Raw genomic sequence first — 26,419 nt, forward strand, 5'->3', positions numbered from 1 at the left:
TAACAATTAATGTATAATATCCCTAAATTTATTAAAAGATTTGGGGGTATTTTTTATGGTTAAAATTAAAATGAAAACACCATTAGTTGAAATGGATGGAGATGAAATGACAAGAATTCTATGGAAGAGCATAAAAGAAGATTTATTAGAACCTTTTATAGAATTAAAAACAGAATATTATGATTTGGGGCTAAAACATAGAGATGAAACATTAGATAAAGTAACAATAGAGGCAGCAGAAGCAATAAAAAAATATGGAGTAGGGGTAAAATGTGCTACAATAACTGCAAATGCAGATAGAGTAAAAGAATATAATTTAAAAGAAATGTGGAAAAGTCCAAATGGAACTATTAGAGCTATTTTGGATGGGACAGTTTTTAGATCACCAATATTAATTAATAATATAAAACCATACGTTAATAATTGGGAGAAACCTATAACAATTGCTAGACATGCTTATGGAGATATATATAAAGATGTTGAAATGAAAATAGAAGGAAAAGGAAAGTGTGAGCTAGTATTCACTGATGAAAATGGAAAAGAAGCTAGAGAATTAATTCATAATTTTAATGGTCAAGGTGTAGTTTTAGGAATGCATAATTTAAATTCATCTATAGAAAGTTTTGCAAGAAGCTGTTTTAATTATGCTTTAGATATAAAAGAAGATTTATGGTTTTCAAGTAAAGATACTATTTCTAAAAAATATGATCATACTTTTAAGGATATTTTTGAAGATATATATAATAAAGAATATAAAGAGAAATTTGAAAAATTAGGAATTAAATATTTTTATACTTTAATAGATGATGCTGTAGCAAGAGTTATTAAATCTAATGGAGGAATGATTTGGGCATGTAAAAATTATGATGGAGATGTTATGAGTGATATGATAGCAACTACATTTGGATCTTTAGCAATGATGACATCTGTTTTAGTATCTCCAGAAGGGAATTATGAATATGAAGCAGCTCATGGAACAGTTCAAAGGCATTACTATAGATATTTAAAAGGAGGAGATACATCTACTAATTCAATTGCTACAATATTTGCATGGACTGGAGCTTTAAGAAAACGTGGAGAATTAGATGATAATGAAGAATTAATAATATTTGCTAATAAATTAGAAAAAGCTTCAATTAAAGTAATAGAAGATGGTAAGATGACAAAAGATTTAGCTTTAATAACAAGTTATAAAAATCCAATTGTATTAGATAGTTTTCAATTTATAAAGGAAATAAGGAATGAATTAGAAAAAATACTATAAAGTCATAAAAAATAAGGTTTTAATTTGACCTCATTAAGAAGTGTATATAATATTTTTAATGAGGTCAAATTCTTTTTTTGGAAATATATAAAAAAAAGAAAAAGATCAAAAAAATGTTAATAAAATTGTTTACATTTATAGGAAAGTATTATAGAATATAAATGTAAACAAAAATTAACTAAATTGTAAATGATTTCGTATTTATAAGTTCAAAACAATAAAATGCAAAATATGTACAAAATGGAAAATATGTGATAATATTGTAATAAGTTTAACAAAGTATTCATGAAAACTTTTTTAAAACATATAATTCAAATAGATGTAATTTAAAGGGAGATGGGAATATGAATAAAGTATTAGTATTATCAAAAGGAACTGGACAAGCTAAAGCTTTCGAAAGAGCAGCTATGGCATATACAGAAAAAAATAATGATCCAGTTGAATGGATTTTTGCAACTGAAGCTACAATGGGAGAAGCTATTTCAAAAGGTGATATTACTGTTGCAATTATATCACCAGAATTAATGTTAGTTGAGAAAAAGCTTCAAGCTGAATTAGAAACAGTTGAAATTCCATATATAACAATAAAACCAGTTGATTTTGGACTTAAAAATATGGAAAAGATAATGCCACAATTAAAACCTTATATAAAATAATAAAGGTGACATATGGGAGACATTATACTAACTAGACCTGGAAGAGAAATGTTTAGATTACTTGACTATGGAATTTACGTGGATGGAAAAAAGGTTAACTTTATAAGGGATGATACTAGAAAGGTATTAAAGCTAAAAGAAGGTAATCATGAAATATATATTAGAGCACTTGGTGCTAAAAGTAATATTTTAAATATAAATATAAAAAATAAGGAAACGGTTAGGTTAACATGTAAAAATAATTTAACAGGTTTCAAGTATTTATTCTCATATTTATATATTTTTAGTAAAAATTTACTTAAGTTAGATTATACTAAGATTTAATGGTCAAAGTCATTAGTATAATTTTAAGGGGATAGCTTAAATTAATTTTAACTAAAGATTGAGAATAAATAAAAAGGGGTATGTATATCTTTTATAAAAAGAGAACGGCACTTTCTCAATGTAAAGGATAATCATATAAATAAATGTATATAGGGGGAACTAAAATGAAATTTATGGACAAATTAGCGGCTGGCTTAGAAAAATTTCTTATGCCAATAGCTGAAAAGCTAGGTCGCCAAAAGCAATTATGTGCTTTAAGAGATGGATTTATAGCAACATTACCAGTGGCAATGGCAGGAGCCATGGGGTCATTATTTTTAAACGCACTTGTAAGAGACACATCAGTATTTGGTGAAAAATTAAACAAAATTGATGCATACGCACAAAATATTCAACCATTTTTAACAAAGTATATTCAACCTATACTTGGTAACATGTGGTGGGGAACTATTGCATTAACGTCATTATTTATAGTATTAGCTATCGCTTATTCATTAGGAAGAGCTTATGATGTTGACCCATTTGCAACAGCTTTAGTTTCATTAGGAGCATTTTTAACATTAGTACCAGATTCAACTAATGTAACACTACAACCAGAAGGAGCTGCAGAAGTTACAGGATCAGCATGGGGACTTATAAACTATAGTTCATTTAACTCAACTGCCATGTTTACAGCAATGCTTGTAGCATTATTAGGAGGGCAATTATTTATTTATCTTACTAAAAAAGGAATTGTTATTAAAATGCCTGAGCAAGTGCCACCAGCTGTATCAAAAGCATTCGCAGCTGTTATACCAGCAATCGTTGTAATAGGATTAGCAGGATTAGTACATTCATTATCTTTAGCATTTACAGGAATGGACTTCAAGGTATTTATCGAAAAAACAATTCAAGAACCTTTAATGGCACTTGGACAATCACCAATAACTTATATAATATTAATTTTATTATCACAATTATTATGGTTCTTTGGATTACATGGATTAAACATGGTAGAACCAGCATTAAATACTTTATATAAACCAGCATTATATGATAACATTGATGCTGTAACAGCTGGAGGAGAAGCAATTAATACATTAACAAGAAACTTTGTTGACGTATATGCAATGCCAGGAGGATCTGGAGGTACTCTAGCACTATTAATAGCTATATTCATATTTTCTAAGAGACAAGAATCAAGAGAACTTGCTAAATTAGCTATAGCACCAGGATGTTTCAATATTAATGAGCCAGTAATATTTGGTTTACCATTAGTATTAAACCCAATTTACTTTATACCATTTATAATTACACCACCAATCTGTATAGCAATAGCTTATATGGCAACGGAAGCAGGACTTGTATCTAGAATTTGTGCAGAACTTCCATGGGTTACACCACCAGTGTTCCATGCTGTACTAGCTACAAATGGAGATATAAAAGCAGGTATACTTGCAGCAGCATTATTACTTCTTTCAGTATTAATCTGGACTCCATTCGTTATAGCTGCTAACAGAATAGGAAATGAAGAATAATTAAAAATTAATTATATAAATTTGAAAGGGATATAAGTAGAACTTATATCCCTTATATTTTGAGTAAAATAATTATATGTAAAAAGAAAATTATATAAATATATTACATAGATTATAATAAAAACATAAAGTTTTAAAAATATAGAAAACGAATACCTTTATATGTTAAAATAATTATGTAATAGGAAATAATAGGAGGGATTATAGGTGGGATTTATAAATTCAACTGTAGTAGATTATCCGGTAGAAGAGGTTTTTAAAGTTTTTATAAGAACTGCAAAAAGAGATTTTCCAAAATTTAATGAAAAAGATCCTATAGGAAGTGCTGTTATAAAACAAGTAGGAACATATTCAGCTAAAACAGGAACTCTTAGAATTGAGATAACTGATTATAAATTAAATGAAAAATATCAAATAACAAGTGTAAGAGATAAAATGATGTATATTTCAACTTATTCTTTTGAAAAAGATGGAGAAGATAGAACAAAAATAACTCTTGAGGAGACTGAAGAAACTCCAGGAGCATTTCAAATTATTAATACTATAATACAAAAAGTACTTTTTAAGAAAACTGTAAGACGAAGATTTGGAACTTTTATAAATGGTCTTGAAAGTGAGATTGAAAAGCATAGAGAAAAAGTTTTAAAGGCACAACCTAAAAAAGTATCAGAAAACTCAGAAGAAGAGATTGCTATTGAAAAGGAAAGTGCACAATTAGAAAATATAGAAGCAAAATAAAAATGATGTGAGATAATCTCACATCATTTTTGTTTTAAAAAGCAAAGTTTCCATCTTTAAATACTTGAATTTCTTCTCCGGAGTGAGTTATTCCTATTATATTTAAATCTTTAGAACCAACCATAAAATCAACATGCTGTAAAGAATCATTAACACCATGTTTTTCTAATTCTTCTTCACTCATTTGCTCTCCACCTTCAATACAGCTTCCATATGCACGACCAATAGCAAGGTGGCATGAAGCATTTTCATCAAATAGTGTATTATAGAAAAGAATATTTGAATTTGATATAGGAGAATCATAAGGAACAAGAGCAACTTCTCCTAAATAGTGTGAACCTTCATCAGTTTCTATTAATTCTTTTAAAGCATCATAGCCTTCTTTTGCAGCAAAATCTACTATTTTTCCATCTTTAAAAGTAAGAGAAAAATCAGTTATTAAAGTTCCACTATGATTTAATGGTTTAGTTGAATAAACAATTCCATTAACACCAGTCTTTTTAGGTAAAGTAAATATTTCTTCTGTAGGGATATTAGCTATAAATTCTAATCCTTTAGAAGTAAAATCAGAACCTCCACACCAAATATGTCCTTCTGGTAATTCAATTTCTAAGTCTGTACCTAAACTGTTTGAATATTTAAGAGTTTTAAAATTATATTTTTTGAAAGATTTAATTTTTTCTTTTAAGTTATTTGAGTGATTTGTCCATTCAGTATTAGGATCTTCTAGATCAACTCTAACAATTTTAAATATAGCTTCCCATAAAGCTTCAACTGCTTTTTCTTCAGATAAATCTGGGAATACTTTTTTAGCCCAAGCTACTGTTGGTAAGGAAACAACACACCATGCATTTTCATTATTCATAACTTTTGCATAGTAATCTTTTAAAGCTATGCTTCTACTTTGAGAAAATGCTGCTACTTTTTTTGAATCTATATCTTTAAGAAGTTCAGGATTACTTGCAGAGATTGAAAGAAATGACGCACCTTCTCTTTGATAATAAAGATATTTTTCAACTTCAAATGATGGAACATTTTTTAATGTTTCCATAGAAGCATTTTCAAATCTTATTTTAGAAAAGTTTTCATCTCCATAATTTATATAAACATCTTTAGCTCCAGCTTTATATGCTTTTTCTGAAACTTTTCTAGCAAAGCTAGCACATTCGATTGGAGAATTTATAAATAATAAACCATCTTTTTGAATATTAAGTCCTTTTTTTACAATTAAATCTGCATATTTTTCTATCATATTGTCAAAATTATTAATCATGTCAATACCTCCAAATTAATATAATAAAATTATTTTACCATATATAGTAAAGTAAATGGATAACAAAGTTTAAACAACTTGAAAACATATTTATTGTATGCGTACATAATAAGTAATATAATATATTTACTTAATAATAATGTTTTAATTAATAGAAATGAGGTGCTAAATTTGAATAAGCTATTAACTGAATTAATAGAAAAAAATAAAGTATATGGGAATAAAGGAAAATTAGCTTCATATATACCAGCACTTTTAAAAGCAAACAAAGAAGATTTAGGAATAGTTATCGTAGATCTTAATGGAGAAGAATTTTCAGCAGGAAAAAGTGATAAAGTTTTTACAATACAAAGTATATCTAAAGTAATTAGCTTAATGTTAGCTATAAAAGATAATGGCTACAAAAAAGTTTTAGAAAAGGTTAACGTAGAGCCAACAGGGGAAGGGTTTAATTCAATAGTTAACTTAGAGACAAAAGATACTAAAAGACCATATAATCCAATGATAAATGCAGGAGCTATAGTAACAACTTCTTTAATAAAGGGAAAAACAGAAGAAGAAAAATTAAAAAAATTAATTGATTTTATGAAAAAAGCAACGAACAATGAAAATATAGGAATTAACGAAGAAGTTTATGTTTCAGAAAAATTAACTGGTGACAGAAATAGAGCTTTAGCATATTACATGAAAAGTAATGGAATATTAGAAGGTAATATAGAAGAAATTTTAGATTTATATTTTAGACAGTGTTCAATAGAAGGAAGTGCTAGAGATTTGGCTAGATTGGGGGCTGTTCTTGCAAATGATGGAGTTATACCGTGGAGTGGCGAAATATTAATAGAAAAAGAAATTTGTAGAATAGCAAAAACTATAATGGTAACTTGCGGAATGTATGATGCTTCAGGAGAATTTGCTGTAAAAATAGGGATACCAGCTAAAAGTGGAGTTGGTGGAGGAATTTTAGGTGCAGTTCCAAAAAGAATGGGAATAGGTGTTTATGGACCTGCATTAGATGAAAAAGGAAATAGTATAGCAGGAATAGAGCTTTTAAAAGATTTATCAAATGAATTAGATTTAAGTATATTTTAAAATAAAGTTTAGTACATATGGAAATATAACTAACTATTGTAAACTATACGTTACTAAATTTAATTATAAAATGTTATAATTATGAAAAGAGAGAAAAATAACTGGAGGAAAAAATGGAAAAATTATTGATATTAGATTCAAATTCACTTATGAATAGGGCATTTTTTGCGATTCCACAGACATTAACAAATAGCGAAGGAATACATACAAATGCTATTTATGGATTTATAAATATGCTAATAAAAATGAAGGAAGACATAAATCCTAATTATATAATTGCAACTTTTGATAAAAAAGCGCCTACTTTTAGACATAAGGAATATAAAGATTATAAAGCAGGAAGAAAAAAAATGGCTCCAGAACTTTATGAACAATTTCCAATTATAAAAGAACTTTTAGATTATTTAGGAATAGATTGTTATGAATTAGATGGTTTTGAGGCTGATGATTTAATAGGAACTATAGCTAAGGAAGCATGTAGAAATGGAATAGAAGTATTTGTTGTTACAGGAGATAAGGATGCTCTTCAATTAGCTGAAGATAACATAAATGTAGTTATAACTAAAAAAGGTGTTTCAGAAGTAGCAATATATAATGAAAAAGCATTCATTGATGAATTTGGAGTTACTCCAACACAATTTATAGATGTAAAAGGGCTTATGGGAGATAAGTCAGATAATATACCAGGAGTTCCTGGTGTAGGAGAAAAAACAGCATTTAAATTAATTAAAGAATATGGTTCTATTGAAGCTGTTTTAGAAAATATACCTAATATAGCAGGAAAAAAATTGAAAGAAAACTTAGAAGAAAATAGAGAGCAAGCGATTTTTAGTAAAAGATTAGCTACAATAGAAATTAATGCTCCTATAACAGGGATAATGGACGCAATAACAGCTGAAAAAGAACCTAATAACCATATGGCAAAAGAACTTTTATTAAAACTTGGTATGAATAGAAATATAATAAATAAATTAGTTCAAGAAGAAGAAAAAGAAGAGAAAGAAATTGAAGTTTTAGAGTTAAAAGAAGAAAAAGAAATTAAAGACTTCTTAAAAAAATATAATAAATATTATATAACTTACTCTGAAATTCATACTCCTTTAAATTCTGAAAGAAAGATAAATAACTTATATCTATTTGCAGAAGATAAAGTAGTAAAATTAAATAATTCAGTAGAATTAGAGTGGTTAAAAGACTTCTTTGAGGATAAGAATATTGAAAAAGTTATTCATGACGGAAAGGCATTAATAAAAATTCTTGATAATAATGGAATAAAAATAGAAGGATTTAATTTTGATACAGCAATTGGAGCGTATATAATAGATTCTTCAAAAGGTGATTATTCTATTGATAAAGTTGCAGCTTTTACAATCTTTGAAGAAATAAAAGGTGAAACACCAGAAGATAGACTTTTAAATGGAGTATCATATTTAAAAGCAATAGAAAAGGATTTAAAAGATAAAATTGCTAAAGAAGGAATGGAAGAACTTTACTATAATATAGAACATCCATTAATGTTTGTATTAGCTGATATGGAAAATGTAGGATTTAAAATAGATAGAGATGTTTTAGATTCACTTCAAGTTAAATTTAAAGCTGAATTAGATAAAACTGAAGAAGAGATATATGATTTAGCAGAAGAGAAGTTTAATATAAACTCTCCAAAACAATTAGGAGTTATTCTTTTTGAAAAGCTTGATTTAAGAGTAATAAAAAAGACTAAAACAGGATATTCAACAAATGTTGATGTTTTAAATAAACTTAAAGATGACCATCCTATAATAGAAAAAATAATTTACTATAGACAAATAAGTAAAATATATTCAACTTATGTGGAAGGAATGAAGGCATTAATAGATCATGATGGAAGAATTCATACAAACTTTAATCAAACTGTTACTACAACAGGAAGACTTTCAAGTACAGAACCAAACCTTCAAAATATTCCAATAAGATACGACATGGGAAGAGAAATAAGAAAGATATTTATACCTCAAGAGAAAGATGACATATTATTATCTCTTGATTATTCACAAATAGAGCTTAGAGTTTTAGCTCATATTAGTGATGATGAAAATATGATAGATTCATTTAAACACCATAGTGATATCCATACAAAGACAGCTTCAGAGGTATTTAATGTTCCTATAGGAGAAGTTACAAGTCTTATGAGATCAAGAGCTAAAGCTGTAAACTTTGGTATAGTTTATGGAATAAGTGATTTTTCACTTGCTCAAGACTTAAAAATAACAAAAAAAGAAGCAAGCAACTATATGGAAATATATTTTAATAGATATCCAAAGATAAAAGATTATCTTAATAATGTAGTTGAAGAAGCAAAAGAAACTGGTATAGCAAAAACTATTTTAAATAGAAAAAGATTTATACCAGAAATTAAATCTTCTAATAGAATAGTTAAAGCTTTAGGAGAAAGACTTGCAATGAATGCACCTATTCAAGGAAGTGCAGCAGATATAATAAAAATTGCAATGATAAATGTCTATAATAGAATAAAGGCTGAAAAACTTAATAGTGAATTAATTTTACAAGTACATGATGAACTTATTTTAAATGTAAAAAAAGATGAGTTAGAAAAAGTAAAAAGTCTTGTAAAAGAAGAAATGGAAAATGTATTAGAGTTAAAAGTTCCATTAGAAGTTGATTCTAATACTGGAAGTACATGGTATAATACGAAGTAGAGAGGAGACTTAAAAGTGCTTAAGATAGGGCTTACAGGTGGAATAGGAACAGGAAAATCAACTGTTTCTGCTATATTTAGAGAGCATGGGATAGAAATAGTTGATGCAGATATAATAGCAAGAGAAGTTCTTGAAAAATATCCTGAAATATTAAATAAAGTAAGAGTAGAATTTGGAGAAGGTTTTTTTGATTGGAGAGGTGACTTTAGACGTAAAGAATTTGGGAACCATATTTTTAAATTTCCAAAGCAACGTATAAAGTATGAATCAATAGTAATGCCTTATATAAAAAAGGAAATACACAATGAAATAGAAAGATTAGAAAAAGAAGATAATAAATTAATAATAGTTGATGCACCAATATTAATAGAAACTGGGTTACATGAAGAAATGGATTATGTTGTTTTAGTAAGTGCGGATACACAAACTCAAATACAAAGAATAAAATCTAGAGATGGATTGGCTAATAATGATGCCTTGAATAGAATAAATGCACAAATGTCTTTAGAAAAAAAACGTGAATTTTCTAACATAATTATAGATAATAATAAAGATTTAGAAAATACAAGAGTTCAAGTAGAAGATATAATTACATTTTTTAAGGAAATGTTGTAAAGGATGAGGGAAGACTAATGAAATTAAAAAAATGGATAATAGCAATAGTTGTATTAGTTATTGTTATTATAGGTGGGAGAATCCTTATAAAAGATTATTTCTTTCCATATGCCCATAAAGATGCGGTAATTAAATATAGTAAGGAATATAATTTAGATCCATTATTTGTTCTCTCTGTTATGAAAGCAGAAAGCGGATTTAATCCTGATGCAACTTCTCATAAAAATGCAGTAGGTTTAATGCAAATAACTAAGGAAACTGGTACTTGGATAGCAGAACAAATGAAAATGGAAAATTTTAATGTAAATGACTTATATAATGAAAATACTAATATAGAAATGGGTTGTTGGTATTTAAATAATTTATCTAAAGAATTTGATGGGGATAGAGATTTAATTGTATCTGCTTATAATGCAGGAAGAGGAAATGTTAATAAATGGCTTAAGAATAATGAATATTCAGATGATGGTAAAAAGTTAACTTATATTCCTTTTAAAGAAACTAAAAATTATGTAGATAAAGTAAATATTTATTATAAAATATATAAAAAACTATATAATTAGTAAATATAGTATGTGCTTTATATAGAGGAGGTGAAGCTGTTACCTTTTAATAAATAGGTTATTATTAGAGGGTAAAGCAAAATATAATGGGTAAGAAAATGGGGATAAAACTAGGAGTAGGATTAGGATTAGCCTTAATATTAATAGTACTTATAGGGGTAAAAGCATTACTTCCATATTTTATTCCAGTAAAGATAGTACAAACTTGGGGAAATGGAGCTCCAACTAGTAGAGAAGAGATTTTATATGATTTTATACAAAATCATATGACTACAGTTAATGGAGGAATAAAAACTAATTATCTTAATGAAAAAAATGATGGGGATATAACAAAAGGAGATTCTGTTTTATCTGAATCAGAAGGATTAATGCTTTTATATTATCTTGAAAGGGATGATAAAGAAGGATTTAATAAGACATTTGAGTATATAAAGAATAATATGCTTTTATCAAATGGGCTTATAAGTTGGAGAGTTGATGGAGATAAAAAATCTGATGTCTCAGCAACCATAGATGATTTAAGAATAATTAAGGCTCTTATTATGGGAGGAGAAAAGTGGAATAATTTAAAATACAGATATTATGCTATAGAAATGGCAAATGGAGTATATAGAAAATTAAGAACAGAAAATCTTCTTGTTGATTTTAATGATGGTCAAACTAATAGTGATAAAGTAACTCTTTGCTATATTGATTTAGAAGCTTTACAATATTTAAATAATATAGATTTTAAATGGAAAAGTATTAGAGTTGAATCAGAGAAAATACTAAATGGAGGATTTATAAGTAATAAAGTACCTCTATACAGAAAATATTATGATATAAAAACTAAAAAATATGATAATGATGAAAATGTAGATATGCTTTTAAATACAATAATATTATTAGATAAAGCAGAAGTAGGCCAAAATATTTCTGAAAGTTTAAATTGGATAATAGATAAATTTAAAACAGATGGAGCAATTTATGTTTCTTATAATGATGCTACAGGAGAAAAGACATCTGATATTCAATCAACATCAATATATGCAAATTTATTACAAATAGCAGAAATAGAAAATAATAAAGAACTTTACACTCTAGCTCTAAGAAAACTTAATGCTTATCAAGTTTTAGATAAAAAGAGTAAGCTTTATGGTGGATATGGAGATAAAAAAACAATGCAAGTATATTCATTTGATAATTTAAATGCATTACTTGCTTATAGAGATGTAGAATAAAATGTATCTATATTGAAGATTCTATTTATAGAAGTCTTTAATATAGATTTTTTTATTATGTAAAAAATATTTTTATAAATTTAAGATGAATAAAAATTTATAAAAAATAAATGACTTTTGGTCATAAAAATGTTATAATAAGTTCATAGATTATGGGGAGGAAACAATAAATGAAAAATATTTTTAAAATTTATAAAAAAGATTTAGTCAAAATATTTACCAATTGGGTTGCTCTAGTAGTTGTAATAGGTTTGATAATTCTTCCTTCATTATATGCATGGTTTAATATAAAATCATCATGGGACCCTTATGGAAATACAAAGGGGATAAAGGTTGCTATAGTAAATGAAGATACAGGAGCAAGTTATAAAGATAAAAATATAAATGTTGGTGATGAACTTGTAAATGAACTTAAGAAAAATGATAACTTAGGATGGAATTTCGTTACAAGTGAAGAGGCTAAATATGGGGTGGAAAGAGGAGAATATTTTGCGAGTATAACTATTCCTAAAGATTTCTCACAAGATATAATTTCTTTAACTTCAAAAGACATAAAAAGACCAGATTTAGTTTATACAGTAAATGAGGCAGCTAATGCAATAGCTCCAAAGATAACAGATAAGGGTGTAGAAACCTTAAAGCAAAATGTAGATAGTACAATTGTTAAAACTGTAAATGGAATAATATTTAAAATATTTAATGAAATAGGATTTGGATATATAAATGAAAGACCTAAAATACAAGATGCAGTTAAACTTCTTTATAATTTAAATGATAATTCAGATAAAATTGGAGATTTAATAAATAAAGCTTATAACGGAACAATAACAGTAAATCAAATGATAGATAAAGTAAATGCTATTGTACCAAGCTTAGAAAAAACTCTTAATAATGCAGATAATGTTTTAAATAGCAGTGAAACATTCTTAAATAATTCTAAGCAAGCTATAAATAAAATATCACCAATGGTAAAAGAAGATTTAGGATTAGCTAAAAAGTTTATTGATGGTACTTTGACAATTAGTGATTCAATTGAAAGTAATGTAGATAAAGATACAATAATAAAAAATTTAAGTTTAATAAAAGATAGATTAAATTCAGCAAATAATATAGTGAGTACTTTATCTAATTTACTAAATAATATAAATCAAAATGGAAAATTAGATGGAACTATAGGAAAATTAAATAACTTAAAAGATAGAATAAATAATACTATGAATGTGATAAATAGTATAGAAAATACTCTAAATGGAAATGGAGTAATAAATGCAGCTGATATACAACAATTAAAAACTAAGCTTAAAAATGTTTCAAGTGGAATAAATGAAATTTTAAATAGTTATGACAGCACAATACTACCAAAAATAAATGAAAGTATGGATAGCTTAATAACTTTAGCTAATAATGGAGAAGAAACAATTCAAAAAACAAAAGAAGCTCTTCCTAAAGTAAAAGAAACATTAGGATTATTGAAAAAAGGAACAGCTTTATCTAATACTGAGCTTAAGAAATTAAAAGATAATTATCCAGAAATGCAAAAAAGTTTAAGTAAAATAGTAGGAAAAATAAAAGAAGTTGATAAAGGGGATAATGTAGATAGTATATTAAGTCTTTTAACTAATAACTGGGAAAGTGAAAGTAATTTCTTAGGAAATCCAGTAAATATAAAAGAAAATAGATTATTTAAAATTCCTAATTACGGATCAGCTATGTCTCCATTCTATACTACACTTTCATTGTGGGTTGGAGGATTAATACTTGTTTCTATTTTAACTGTATCAGTTAAAGGAATAGACAAAGAAAAAGAAAATATAAAACCTCATGAAGTATTCTTTGGAAAATATTTAACATTTATATCTATTGGAATATTGCAAGGATTTGTAGTAACAATGGGAGATATATTTATACTGAAAACTTATGTTTTAAATAAATTTGGCTTTGTACTCTTAGGTATGTTTATAAGTTTAGTATTTATAACAATAATTTATAGTATAGTATCGGTATTTGGAAATATAGGTAAAGCAATATGTATAATATTCTTAGTACTTCAAGTTGCAGCATCAGGAGGAACATTCCCAGTTCAAGTTATGTCAGGATTCTTTAAAGGAATAAATCCTTTCTTACCATTTAAATATGCTATAGATGGAATGAGATATTTAGTTGCAGGTGGAGTTCAAGATTTATTTATGAAAGATCTAGCTATTTTAGCAGCTTTAATTATACCTTGTATTGTAATTGGAGCTATACTTAAAAAGCCACTTAATAAAGCAAGTGAGAAATTTATAAAAAAATTAGCTGAAAGTGAAATAGTAGAACATTAAAATGAAAAGAAGTTACAAGAAGTAACTTCTTTTTTTATTTTATATACCAACATTTAATTGCAAACTTCACAAATAAAGTAAAATAAAGTAAAATTATAGAAGGAGGGTTGTATGAAAAAGAATATTGAGAGAGTTGAATTAATTTATATTAATAAAATTTATTTTTTTAAGGTTATATTCTGTTTATGTATATTATCAACTATTATAAGTTCTTTATACTATATAAAAATAGATATATACGACATATCAGAAATATATTATTTAATAATTAGTTTAGTATTAATACTATTAGTTTTTTCAATGAAAAATGTATATAAGCATAAATATTATAAGTATATAGCTATTGTATTTATGATAATATCTGCTACTAATATTTATAAAATTATATTAGAAGATATCTGGGAGTTAACTAATAGTTTTTTTATTGATGCAATGCGTATTTCGATTATATTATTAGGAGTAGATATTGTAATTAATTTTATAAATTCAAAAAATAGTAAGAAAAATAATGTATTAAAAATGTTAGCTGTTTTTATTTGCCTAGTATTTTTAAAAAAATATAAGTTTATATTATTTTTTTTATTAATAAGTATATTTTATGCTCTTAAAGTAAAATCACAAATACCAAAATTGAAAAATAATTATAGTATAAACTATATATATATTTATATAACTTTATTTTTGATTAGACAGATAGTATTAATTTTAAGTATTATATATAAAAATAATGAATTTATATCGTATTTATTAATTTATTTTACTATTTTAACAGAATCAACACTTATATTTTGCTTAATATATAAAATAATAAATTTACCTTATGGGAAAATAGAAAATGAACTTAAAGAAGCAGTAGAATCAGTAAGCTATCTAAATGAAGATTTAAAATTAACAAATCAAAAAATTATATCAAACAGAATGTTTATAAAAGATATAGAAAAAACATTTAAAAATTTATTTAGAAATATACCAGTTCCAACATTAATATTAAACTTGAATAAAAATAATATAGTTTATGCAAATAAACAGTGTTTAGATTTATTTGATGAGGAAAAATTTTTAGATTTAGTTGGGGTAAATTTTTATAAATTAATAGAAATAATTGATGATAAAAACATAAATTATTTAGACGAAAAAGGTAACATAGGTATAATTAAGAAAAATAATAAAAAGGTTACTATAGAAGTAAAAGATAGAAGTTTAGAACAAGGGGAAGCTATAATTATATTAACTGATATGACATCGAGAACAAAATATATAAATATAGAAAATAGAATAATAGAAAAAAAACTTCAAGAAGATATAAAAAGAAGCTTTTTATCTAATATTAGTCATGATTTAAAAACTCCTATAAATGTAATATATTCTTCTGCACAAGTTCAGGATATATTTATAAATAATAGAAATAAAAAAGAATTAGAGAATCATATGAATATTTCTAAACAAAATTATTTGGTATTAAAGAGATTAACTAATAATATAATTGATGTCGGTAAAATAGATTCAGGAGCTTTAAAATGTAATTTAAAAAAAGGGAATATAGTATATTTTGTAGAAGATGTATTTTCAAGTCTTGTAAGTTATGCAAAAGAAGAAAATATAGAAATGCAATTTGATACAGAAGAAGAAGAGATCTATATTAAATTTAATAATGATTTTATGGAAAGAATAATAATAAATTTAATATCTAATTCAATTAAATATAATAAAGAGATAGGAAAAATTTTTGTAGATATAAAAAGTGAAAATAATTATGTATATATAATTATTAGAGATACTGGAATTGGAATAAAAAAAGAATTTTTAGATAAGATATTTGAAAGATATTCAAAAGATAAGAAAACAAAAAAAGCAATATTAAAGAGTAGTGGCATAGGAATGTATGTTGTAAAAAATTTAATAGAAGCACAAAACGGACAAATTTTTATAGAGAGTGAAGAAGGGGTAGGAACTGAAATAGTTATGAGATTTATTAGGGAGAACTAAATAAATGAATTGGTTAAGAGAGTATAAAAGAATATTTTTTATTGGAGGTATAGTTTTTATTATTCATTTGATATTTATTATAATCTCTAATTTTAATGAAAGAGTATGGTTATATATTAAGCTAACAGATATTTTTTGTGGATCTATTGCAGTAGTTTTAAGTTTATTAACTATATTTAGAAAAAACTTTAGTTTTTATAAATATTTAGGAATTGGGTTTATATCAATTGGGATATTAGAATATTCAAAGATATTTTTAGGAACATATGTATATAGAGATATAAAAGCAGATTTATTTTTATATACAACCAGTTGCTTATTAACTTTAGAATTATTAATAGTTATAGCAGCAATGTTTTTTATGAAAAATAAATTTTCTAATTTCAAAGCCTTTATGGGATATTTAAGTGTTATGTTAATAACTTGGGGATTTATATATTTTATTAGAAAGTTCGAGATTAAATATATAGTATTAATATTAAATATTGCATTAGTTATATTTTTATTTTTTTTGATTAGAAAAGAAGATAATATTGAAAATAAATATATAAATATATACTTAATAATTATTGCAGCGGTTAGAATTATTACATTAGGAATGTTAATATTTAATAATTATGCATATATTTTACCAAATTGCTTGCAAACTATTGCTTATTTTGTAATTTATGAAGCAATAGCAAAAAATATATATTCTTTAGAAATATCTAGTATGAAAAATGAAATTAAAGATAATAAAAAAGAAGAAGGAATAATATTAGAGGAATTACAGAAAAGATTATATATAATGGACATGCTTGATATAAAAAAAAGCAATGAAGAAACAAGATATTATAACTTAATTGATGATTTTAATGATGGAATAATATTATATGGAGAAAAAATAAGATATGCTAATAAAAGTGCTGCATTTATGTTAGGAATAGAAGATAATAAAAATTTTTCTGAAAAAAACTTTTTTAAAAAAATACAATGGGTTGAGAGAAATAAGCGAAGAGCTAAAATATATGTAGAAAATAATTGGATATATATAGAAATATATACAGTTAAAATTAGTGACAATGTTTTTATGATATATATGAAAGATATTACTGAGATAAAAATATATGAAGAAAAAATAAGAGAATATGAATCATGTTTAAGATATGAAGATATTCAAAATGAGTTTTTTACTAATATTTCGCATGAACTTAGAACACCAATAAATATAATAAATGTAGCTTTAGAATTAAATAAAATAGATATAGAAAAAAATGAATTCGATAAAGTCAAAGAGAATAATAAAAAAATTAAAAAAAATTGTTTAAGACTTATAAGAACTATAAATAATTTTATAGATGCAAATAAATTTTCAGAAGGTTATTTTAAGATAAATAAAGGTATTTTTAATATTGTTGAAGTTGTAGAGAATGTTGTTACACATTGTATAGATTCTATAGAGGCAAATAATATGAATATTATTTTTGATTCAACACATGAAGAAATTCCATTAAATATAGATAGAGATGCCATTGAAAGAGTAATTCTAAATTTATTATCAAATAGTGTTAAACATAGAAATAAAAATAGAGATGATGGGCAAATAAAGGTTGATATAAGGAAAACAGATAAAAATGTTGAAATAATAGTTGCTAATAATGGACAAAGAATAAATAAAATAGAGGAAGGATATTTATTTGACGAGTTTACGAAGATAAATAAGAGCTTAACTAGAGAAAATGAGGGAAGTGGATTAGGTTTATATTTATCAAAAAAATTGTTATTTGCTCATTCTGGAGCATTAAGATTTTATTCTAAAGATAAAGCTAATAATATTTTTATAATAGAACTTCCTATAGAGGAAGGATTAACTGTTGACTATAAAAGTGGTTATTCAATAAATGATTTAAAAGAAAAAGTTAATATTGAATTTTCTGATGTTATTTAAAGAATAATTTAAAGAAAAAACGTATAGAATAATATGTAAGTAATTGTTTTAGGGAGAAAAAATGACTAACATATTTAAAGTTGAAGGAAAATTTAAATTAAAACCATTATTAATATCAATATTAATTCCCTTTATAGGTGCAGGATTATCAATACTTATAAGTGGCGGTAACATGGGAGAATTCTATTCTACTTTGAAAAGGCCACCTTTATCACCACCAGAATGGATTTTTGCGGTAGTTTGGCTAATTCTGTATTTATTAATGGGAATAGCTTGTTATAGAGTTTACATGAAAGAAGAGATAACTGGAAAAGGTAGCAATAGTATTTTTATATACGGAATTCAACTATTGTTAAATTTACTTTGGCCAATATTATTTTTCGGGTTAAGATTATATGGAATAGCATTTATAGAGCTAATAATATTATTTATTTTTATAATAATTACAACAATTAAATTTTATAAAGTTGATAAATTAGCAGGATTATTATTATTGCCATATTTACTTTGGACTATTTTTGCAGGATATTTAAACTTTGGAGTATGGTTTTTAAATGAAATGTAATCAATAGATTTGGAATTTTAAAAAAATAATAGTATAATTTTAATAAGACCCTCTAAGTTTTAAGAGGGCCTTATTTTTTGAAAAATATTTAGGAGCTGATAATTTGAAGAAAGTTATAATAGCAGAAAAACCATCAGTAGCTAAAAATATTGCAGATGCCTTTAAAATAAAAGGACGTAAAGATGGATATTTTGAAGGTGAAGATTACATAATAACTTGGGCATTTGGTCATCTTTTGCAACTTTATGATGCAAAAGACTATGATGAAAATATGAAGGGATGGAGAATGGAGAAGTTCCCTTTTATACCAGATACATTTATGTATAAAATAAAAAGTGATAACATAAATAAATCTATTCCTGATAAAGGAGCAAAAAAACAATTAGATATAATAAAAGGATTAATTGATAGAGAAGATGTAGATGGAATAATATCAGCAACCGACTTTGACCGTGAAGGACAGGTAATAGGTGATGAAATATTTCTTTATTTTAATGAAAAAAAACCTATTTATAGACTTCTTTTAAATGAGTGGACAGAAACTGAAGTTAAAAAAGGAATGAAAAATTTAAAAGATAATAGAGAAATGCAATCCCTTCAAGATGCAGGTATTGGGAGGCAATGGGCTGATTGGATAATAGGAATAAATTTAACATCTGTATCTACTATAAGATATAAATTAAATAAAGATAATAAAATTTTGAATATAGGTCGTGTTCTTCTTCCAACTTTAAAAATAATTTATGATAGAGATAAAGAAATAGAAAATTTCAAAGCAACAACTTATTATAAACTTGTAGCAAAGTTTAAAACTAATGAAAATAAAGAGTTTGAAGGGTTATATTATGAAAATAACTCTGAAAAATTTGAAAATAGAAATGATTTAGCGGCTATAGGAAAAAAGCTAGAAGGAAAAAGTGGAACTATAGTTTTAAAAGAAACAGAAAAGAAAAAAGATTATCCACCATTTCTTTTTAATTTATCAAATTTACAAGGGCATATAACTAGTAAATATAAGGGATGGACTTCAGATAAAGTTTTAAAAGTAGCTCAAAGTCTTTATGAAAAGAAGTTTATAACATATCCTAGAACAGGAAGTATTGCACTTGAGGAAAGTTTAGTAGATAGAACAAAAAAAGTATTAGAAAATATAAAAAAAGGATTACCTTATGAAGATCAAATAAAATTTACTAAAAGTAAAAGAGTATTTGATAATAAAAAGGTTGAAAGCCATAGTGCCATAGTTCCAACATATATGAAGCCAAATGGGTTAAGTGCAGATGAAAAAATAGTATATAATGCAGTTAAAAATAGATTTATAATGCAATTTATGCCTGTAGCAGAATATGAGGAAAGTAAGATAGTAACTAAAATAAATGATTCAGAATTAAAGGGTGAATTTATATCTAAAGGAAAAATTCAACTTGTTGAAGGTTGGAAGGTAGTAGAAAAAATAGAAAGTAAGGATACTATACTTCCTATGGTAAATGAAAAAGATATAATAGACGTAGTTTCTAGTAAAGTATCTTCAGTAACTAAAAAACCACCTAAAAAACATACTGAAAAAACTCTTCTTAGAGTTATGGAAACTTGCGGAAAAAATATTAAAAAAGATAAAGAAGAGCCAGAGGATGAAAATAAAGAAGAAAATAATAGTGATGAAATGATGGCTTCAATTTTAAGTGGATTTAGTATAGGAACTCCTGCAACTCGTGCAGAAACTATAAAAAAACTTAAAGATGTTGGATATATTACAACTAAAGGAAAAAGTCTTACATGTACAGAGCTTGGAAGGACTATGGTAGAAATATTTCCTGTTAAAGAGCTTTTAGACCTTGAATATACAGGAAGACTTGAAAAAACTCTTTCAGATATAGAAAAAGGAAAGTTTAAAAAAGAAGATTTCTTAAAACTTATAAAGGATTTTACAATAGAAGGAGTAAATAAAATAAAAAATGACAATTCTATGTTAAAACACTTTAAAGTAGATTTAGAGAAAGGTCAAGAAAGTATAGGAAATTGTCCTATATGTGGTAATCCAGTTATCGAAGGTGAAAAAGGATTTGGATGTTCAAATTGGAAAAATGGTTGCAAATATACAATTTGGAAAGATGATAAATATATTTCTTCTTTTGGAAAGACTGTTTCAAAAGAAATGGTAGCTCTTTTACTTAAAAACGGAAAAGTAGGTTTTAGAAATTTAAAAAGTAAAAAAGGAAATACTTTTTCAGCTTATTTTAGATATGAATTAAATAAAGAAACAGGGTACTTTAATTGGAAGATTGAATTTTTATAAAAAATATTAATAAAATGAGAAAAAACTTTTTTATTTGATTCAAAATTAGTAGTTTTAAAAATAGATAGAATTATATAGAGAAAGAACTATAAAATCTTAAAACAATTAAAGATTTTATAGTTCTTTTATTTGAGAGAATTAAAAAAATCTAGAGATGAATTTGAACATCTCTAGATTTTAGTTACATTTTGTTTATAAATCTTTTTTTATAAGTACTAAAGCTGGTAATCCAAGATAAGCAATAAACCAAGCTACAATACCAAGAATAAATAATGAAGTACTCATTTTTTTACCTCCTAAATAATATTATAAAAGTCTGTTAAAACGTTTTATATAAAGCTTCTTAGTAAATTGACATAACATACAGAATATTATCATTAATACAAAGATATAAACAAGATACCAAGGAGTTATATAAACCATACCCATTGCACGTCCTATAGGTAAATAAGGAAGAGCCCAACCAAATATAACTGTTACAATAATTGATAAGTTAAATATCCATGATGGATTGCTTTGGAAGAAAGGCACTTTCTCTGTTCTTAAAGCATATAGAACGAATACAGAGTTTGATATTCCTTCTATGAACCAACCTGTTTGGAATAATGGAGCTGTAGCATTTGTTGTACAACCAAAGATAAACCACATTGTAAGGAATGTAATAAGGTCAAATAGAGAGTTGGTAGGACCAAAAACAATCATCATTTTTCCTATTTCTTTTGAATCCCATTTTCTAGGTTTAGCAATAAGTTCCTCATCAACATTATCCCAAGGAATAAAAATTTGAGTAATATCGTAAATTAAATTTTGAACTAGAAGTTCAATAGGAAGCATAGGAACGAATGGTAAGAAAATACTTGCCATAAGAACACTAAGAGAGTTTCCATAGTTTGAACTTGCAGTAAGTTTTAAGTATTTAGTTGTATTTGCAAAAACTTTTCTTCCTTCGATTATACCTTCTTTAAGAACCATAAGATCTTTTTCTAATAATATAATATCTGCAGATTCTTTAGCAATATCAACAGCAGTATCAACTGAAATTCCAATATCAGATTCTTTTAAAGCTATAGAGTCATTTATACCATCACCCATAAAAGCAACAACTTTATCAGCATTTTTTAATACTCGTACAATTCTTGCTTTTTGAATAGGATTTAATTTAGCAAAAACATTAGTTTTTAAAGCTGCATTTCTTAGTTCATTATCAGTCATATTTTTAATATCATTACCAAGTAAAATTCCAGTGATTTCAAAACCAACTTGATTACATACTTTTTGTGTAACAACTTCATTATCACCAGTTAAAATTTTTACATCAACACCATAATTTTTTAAAGCTTCTAAAGCTTCTTTTGTACTTTCTTTAGGTGGATCTAGGAATCCTATAAATCCAATCAATGTCATTTCAGATTCATCTTTTAAAGTAAGAGATGCTTTATCTAAAGTTCTTTTAGCAACTCCAATAACTCTCATACCTTCAGAATTTAAATAATCAACTCTTTCTTTTAAATTACGTAGAACCTTATTATCAATTTCTAAAATTTCACCATTGATTTCAACATATTTACAAGCTTGAAGCATTTCTTCAAAGGCACCTTTAGTAATTAGAATATTATTATCGTTTTCATTTATAAGAACTGACATTCTTCTTCTATTAAAGTCAAAAGCAAGCTCATCTAATTTATTGATTTTATTTTTTACTGTATTATCAAAATTTCTTTCATTTGCAGCTTCTATTATTGCAAAATCTATAACATTTTGTAATCCATTTTGACTTACACTATTTATATAAGCATATTTAAGAACTGTATCTGAATGATTTCCAGAGATGTCCATACATTCTTCAACTTTAATATGATCTTCAGTTAATGTTCCTGTTTTATCTGTACAAAGTATTTCTAATGAACCAAAGTTTTGAATTGATCCAATTTTCTTTACAACAGTTTTTTTCTTTGCCATTCTAACAGCACCTTTTGCAAGGTTTTCAGAAACTATAGTAGGTAACATTTCTGGTGTTAAACCTACTGCTAATGATGCAGCAAACATTAAAGAACTTGTAAAGCTTTTTGTTTGATACCAATCTATAACAAGAACTAAAGGAACCATTATTGCCATAAATTTTAAAAGCATTTTTGAAACTTTTTTTACGCTTTTATCGAAGTTTGTTTCAGGATCAGTTTCTTGTAGAGAATCCTGCATTGCACCGAAATATGTATTTTCGCCAGTACCAATAACAATTGCAGTTGCGGTACCACTAACAACATTAGTACCAAGGAGACAAATATTTGTGTATTCGCCAATTTCAGAACTATTGCTGTGATTTAATATGTGTTTTTCTATTGGTTCAGCTTCACCAGTTAAAGTAGATTGACTAACAAAAAAGTCTTTACATTCTAGAATTTTTAAATCAGCTGGAATGATATCACCAGTTTGTAATTTTACAATATCACCTACAGCCAAATCTTTAGTATCTATCTTTGAGAAATTTTTATTATCTCTTTTAACAAAACATGTACTTTTAATGAGTTTCCTTAAAGATTCTGCGGCTTTTTCAGATCTGAACTCTTGAGTAAAAGTAATTATTCCACTAACTAAAATTAGGACAACTATAATATAGATTTGTGACCAACTTTGTTGAGATTTTGGAACAAAAGCAATGCTGGTCAAATATGTGATAATACCGATAATAACTAATACAAAAACAAATGCATTAAGAAATGACTTAAAAAATTGAATAATAACAGGTTCATTCTTATCATCTCTAGTATCATTTTTTCCGTAAGTAGAAATATTTTTATCTACTTGTTCTTTAGTTAATCCATTAGGAGAGCTATTAAACTTTTTAAAAAGTTCCTCATTAGACAGCTCACTGTTACAATGAATCTCATTAGTTATTTTTTTGAAATACTCTTGATTGAACTCTTTTTTTCTCTGATTATTTTTACTAATCATTGAAATTTCACCTTCTTTTCTAACATATTAGTTAAAGTAGTTTAGCATATAATTAGTATTAAGGTGAGTTGTTACTTAAGTGCTAATTGATAAATTTATCTTTTTAAGTAATTTGTCACTTTGAGAATATTATAATAAAAAAATAAGTTCTCATGTAAAAATAATTTTTTAATATTAGTTATTTATGTGTATACGTTGATTTAACTAAGTTTAAAGTGTTTTGGCATTATAAAAATCAAAGCGAATTTTACCAAATTATTAATCAAATGCCTAATATTCATATATGATTAACAAAATGTATGTTAATAAAATATGTATTTTATAAAGAAAATAGCAAGAAAATGATAATATGTCAAAAATAAAAATAAAAGAAATAAAAAATAAACACACCGTTAAGATGTGTTTATTTTTGTTCAATAGTTAAATTATGAGTTAAAACTCTAACTTTTTTAATTCTATTCTTATCAACTTTTTCGACTATAAATTTTACGCCATTGATTATAATTTTATCATTTGGACGAGGAATGCCACCAATAGTTTCTATTATTAACCCTCCTATTGAATCAAATTCATCTGATTCAATATTAATTCCTATAAATTTACTTAAATCATCTAATCGAGCACTACCATCAACTATGTATTCATTATCTTTTATAGCTGTCATCATATTATGTTCTTGGTCATATTCATCTTCAATTTCTCCAACTATTTCTTCAATAAGGTCTTCTATAGTAGCAATACCAGCAGTACCACCATATTCATCTAAAACAATAGCCATATGATTTCTAGTTTTTTTCATTTCAGAGAATAATTCAGCTATTTTTTTAAATTCAAATGTAAAAAGAACTTCTCTAATATAATTAGTAAGATTAAAATCTTTATCTATATCATCATTTATTATAAGATCTTTGACATTTAAAACTCCGATTATGTTATCTATATTTTCATCATAAACTGGAATTCTTGAATACTGATCATTTTTTATCACATTTAAAACTTCCTCATAGCTACTGTTTTTATTAATAGCAGTTATATCTAATCTTTGAATCATAACATCTTTTACATGTAAATCAGCAAAATCAAAAACATTAAATATCATTTCTTTTTCTACATCTTCTAAAATACCTTCTTCTTCACTAACATCCATCATTGTTTTTAGTTCTTCTTGAGTTAAAAGAGATTCGGAGGCTTTAGGATCAGCTCCACATAAACGAATAAAGATAGAAGAAATAAAGGTGAAGATAATAACAAAAGGCTTAAAAAGTAATACACACATATTTATAGGCTTTGAAACTCTTAAAGATATTTTTTCAGATTTTTGTTTTGCAATAGTTTTTGGTGTTATTTCACCAAAAATAAGTACTAATACAGTTGTAATAGCAGTTGATATAGCTACTGCTGTATCGCTACCGTGTAAAAGTTTCACTGATAATGATGTTGCTATAGAAGAAGTAGCAACATTTGAAATAGTATTTCCTATTAAGATAGCTCCAAGAAGTTTATTAGGATTTTCTATTAAACGTTCAACAAGCTTTGCTTTTTTTACTCCAGAATCAGCCATATGTCTAATTTTTATTTTGTTTAGAGACATTAATGATGTTTCTGCCATAGCAAAAAAAGCTGAAAGAATAAGAAATACGATTAGTAATATAATTTCTCCGGTATAACTAGAGTCCAAGTATCATCACACTCCTAAAATTTTCATTAGTATTATAAAAATTATAAGTAAATTAATCATAATATACAAGCTATAATAATTGAAATAATTTATAAGATATGCTTAGATATTTATAAAATAAAATTAAATGTGTATAAGTAGTCATTAAATTTAAATACCGTTTACAATAGGGGATTTAAAGATAAAAAATAAGAAAACTTATAGAAATAAAAGATTAATATAGTAATGTATACATATGTAGCAAAAATATAGTTGAGTTTTAAAATAAAAAAATGAAATTAAATTGATAAAAGTAAGTATTGAATAAAGAGCAAAATTAATCTGATAATAAATTTCAAAAAAACTATATAGCTAAAATTGAAAATTATAATTATGAATCATTTTTTTTGATAAATAGGTAAACCGGTTAACAATACAAAAAAATAATATGTAAGTCAAGCATTGAATACAATATCAAGTTGTTAAAAATAGCTTGGAATTTATGAATATTTTTATAGAACCTGCTAAAAAGAACTGAAAAAAAGTACAATATGTAAATAGTGTACAAAAAAAATAAAAAAAATATTAAAAAAATATCAAAAAAATGGAATAAAAATATAGGCGTTTTGATAAAAAATAGAATTTTATATTTATTTTAATTTTATAAAAAATAACTTTAAAGGAAAAAAATACAATAAAAATTAAATATAAAATTTTAAAATATAATAATTAATATTTTATTCATTATATATAAAGC

General features: G+C 25.4%; 18 protein-coding genes. 15 read left to right on the forward strand and 3 right to left on the reverse strand.

Annotated features, from left to right (window positions below):
* Window positions 1-55 precede the first annotated feature (55 nt).
* From CLTHE_RS02905 to CLTHE_RS02925, 5 genes are all read left to right on the forward strand, one after another.
* On the forward strand, window positions 56-1,264 hold the full coding sequence (locus tag CLTHE_RS02905) for an NADP-dependent isocitrate dehydrogenase (protein WP_080021914.1): 1,209 nt from the start codon (window positions 56-58) through the stop codon (window positions 1,262-1,264).
* Between the two features lie 344 nt (window positions 1,265-1,608).
* Window positions 1,609-1,920, forward strand: coding sequence for a hypothetical protein (locus CLTHE_RS02910; protein ID WP_080021915.1), 312 nt, complete (start codon window positions 1,609-1,611; stop codon window positions 1,918-1,920).
* A 12-nt stretch (window positions 1,921-1,932) separates the two neighbouring features.
* Window positions 1,933-2,244, forward strand: a complete 312-nt coding sequence (locus CLTHE_RS02915; protein WP_080021916.1) for a hypothetical protein — start codon at window positions 1,933-1,935, stop codon at window positions 2,242-2,244.
* Between the two features lie 164 nt (window positions 2,245-2,408).
* On the forward strand, window positions 2,409-3,761 hold the full coding sequence (locus tag CLTHE_RS02920) for a PTS sugar transporter subunit IIC (protein ID WP_158082648.1): 1,353 nt from the start codon (window positions 2,409-2,411) through the stop codon (window positions 3,759-3,761).
* A 207-nt stretch (window positions 3,762-3,968) separates the two neighbouring features.
* Window positions 3,969-4,499: a DUF3284 domain-containing protein gene (locus CLTHE_RS02925; protein ID WP_080021918.1), complete on the forward strand. Its 531-nt coding sequence runs from the start codon at window positions 3,969-3,971 to the stop codon at window positions 4,497-4,499.
* 34 nt (window positions 4,500-4,533) lie between these two features.
* On the opposite strand, the gene CLTHE_RS02930 is transcribed toward CLTHE_RS02925, so the two are convergent.
* Complete coding sequence (locus CLTHE_RS02930; RefSeq protein WP_143324021.1) at window positions 4,534-5,772, reverse strand: aminopeptidase; 1,239 nt, start codon at window positions 5,770-5,772, stop codon at window positions 4,534-4,536.
* A 171-nt stretch (window positions 5,773-5,943) separates the two neighbouring features.
* Here CLTHE_RS02930 and glsA point away from each other — a divergent pair, with 171 nt between their 5' ends.
* From glsA to CLTHE_RS02980, 10 genes are all read left to right on the forward strand, one after another.
* A complete protein-coding gene (gene glsA / locus CLTHE_RS02935) occupies window positions 5,944-6,861 on the forward strand; it encodes a glutaminase A (protein ID WP_080021919.1) in 918 nt (305 codons plus the stop codon).
* A gap of 113 nt (window positions 6,862-6,974) precedes the next feature.
* Window positions 6,975-9,560, forward strand: coding sequence for a DNA polymerase I (gene polA / locus CLTHE_RS02940; RefSeq protein ID WP_080021920.1), 2,586 nt, complete (start codon window positions 6,975-6,977; stop codon window positions 9,558-9,560).
* 15 nt (window positions 9,561-9,575) lie between these two features.
* Window positions 9,576-10,175 (forward strand): dephospho-CoA kinase, encoded by a 600-nt coding sequence (gene coaE, locus CLTHE_RS02945; protein ID WP_080021921.1) that lies wholly within the window; start codon window positions 9,576-9,578, stop codon window positions 10,173-10,175.
* A 17-nt stretch (window positions 10,176-10,192) separates the two neighbouring features.
* Entirely contained in the window at window positions 10,193-10,738 is a 546-nt protein-coding gene (locus CLTHE_RS02950; RefSeq protein WP_080021922.1) for a lytic transglycosylase domain-containing protein, read from the forward strand.
* Window positions 10,739-10,824: 86 nt separating this feature from the next.
* A complete protein-coding gene (locus CLTHE_RS02955; protein ID WP_080021923.1) occupies window positions 10,825-11,958 on the forward strand; it encodes a glycosyl hydrolase family 8 in 1,134 nt (377 codons plus the stop codon).
* A gap of 170 nt (window positions 11,959-12,128) precedes the next feature.
* The gene (locus CLTHE_RS02960) at window positions 12,129-14,279 is read left to right on the forward strand and encodes a YhgE/Pip domain-containing protein (RefSeq protein WP_080021924.1); all 2,151 of its coding nucleotides are present in this window, start codon (window positions 12,129-12,131) and stop codon (window positions 14,277-14,279) included.
* Between the two features lie 111 nt (window positions 14,280-14,390).
* Window positions 14,391-16,265 (forward strand): sensor histidine kinase, encoded by a 1,875-nt coding sequence (locus tag CLTHE_RS02965; protein WP_080021925.1) that lies wholly within the window; start codon window positions 14,391-14,393, stop codon window positions 16,263-16,265.
* 4 nt (window positions 16,266-16,269) lie between these two features.
* On the forward strand, window positions 16,270-18,192 hold the full coding sequence (locus tag CLTHE_RS02970) for a sensor histidine kinase (RefSeq protein ID WP_080021926.1): 1,923 nt from the start codon (window positions 16,270-16,272) through the stop codon (window positions 18,190-18,192).
* Window positions 18,193-18,253: 61 nt separating this feature from the next.
* Window positions 18,254-18,757, forward strand: coding sequence for a TspO/MBR family protein (locus CLTHE_RS02975; RefSeq protein ID WP_080021927.1), 504 nt, complete (start codon window positions 18,254-18,256; stop codon window positions 18,755-18,757).
* Window positions 18,758-18,860: 103 nt separating this feature from the next.
* Complete coding sequence (locus CLTHE_RS02980) at window positions 18,861-21,053, forward strand: type IA DNA topoisomerase (RefSeq protein ID WP_080021928.1); 2,193 nt, start codon at window positions 18,861-18,863, stop codon at window positions 21,051-21,053.
* Window positions 21,054-21,359: 306 nt separating this feature from the next.
* Here the strand turns inward: CLTHE_RS02980 and mgtA are convergent, their stop codons facing one another.
* Window positions 21,360-24,005 carry a magnesium-translocating P-type ATPase gene (gene mgtA / locus CLTHE_RS02985; protein ID WP_080021929.1) on the reverse strand — a complete coding sequence of 882 codons (2,646 nt, stop codon included), beginning with the start codon at window positions 24,003-24,005 and terminating at the stop codon, window positions 21,360-21,362.
* A gap of 403 nt (window positions 24,006-24,408) precedes the next feature.
* Window positions 24,409-25,683, reverse strand: coding sequence for a hemolysin family protein (locus tag CLTHE_RS02990; RefSeq protein ID WP_080021930.1), 1,275 nt, complete (start codon window positions 25,681-25,683; stop codon window positions 24,409-24,411).
* Window positions 25,684-26,419: the final 736 nt, after the last annotated feature.

This window comes from Clostridium thermobutyricum DSM 4928 (assembly GCF_002050515.1).
Taxonomy (GTDB): Bacteria; Bacillota; Clostridia; order Clostridiales; family Clostridiaceae; genus Clostridium; species Clostridium thermobutyricum.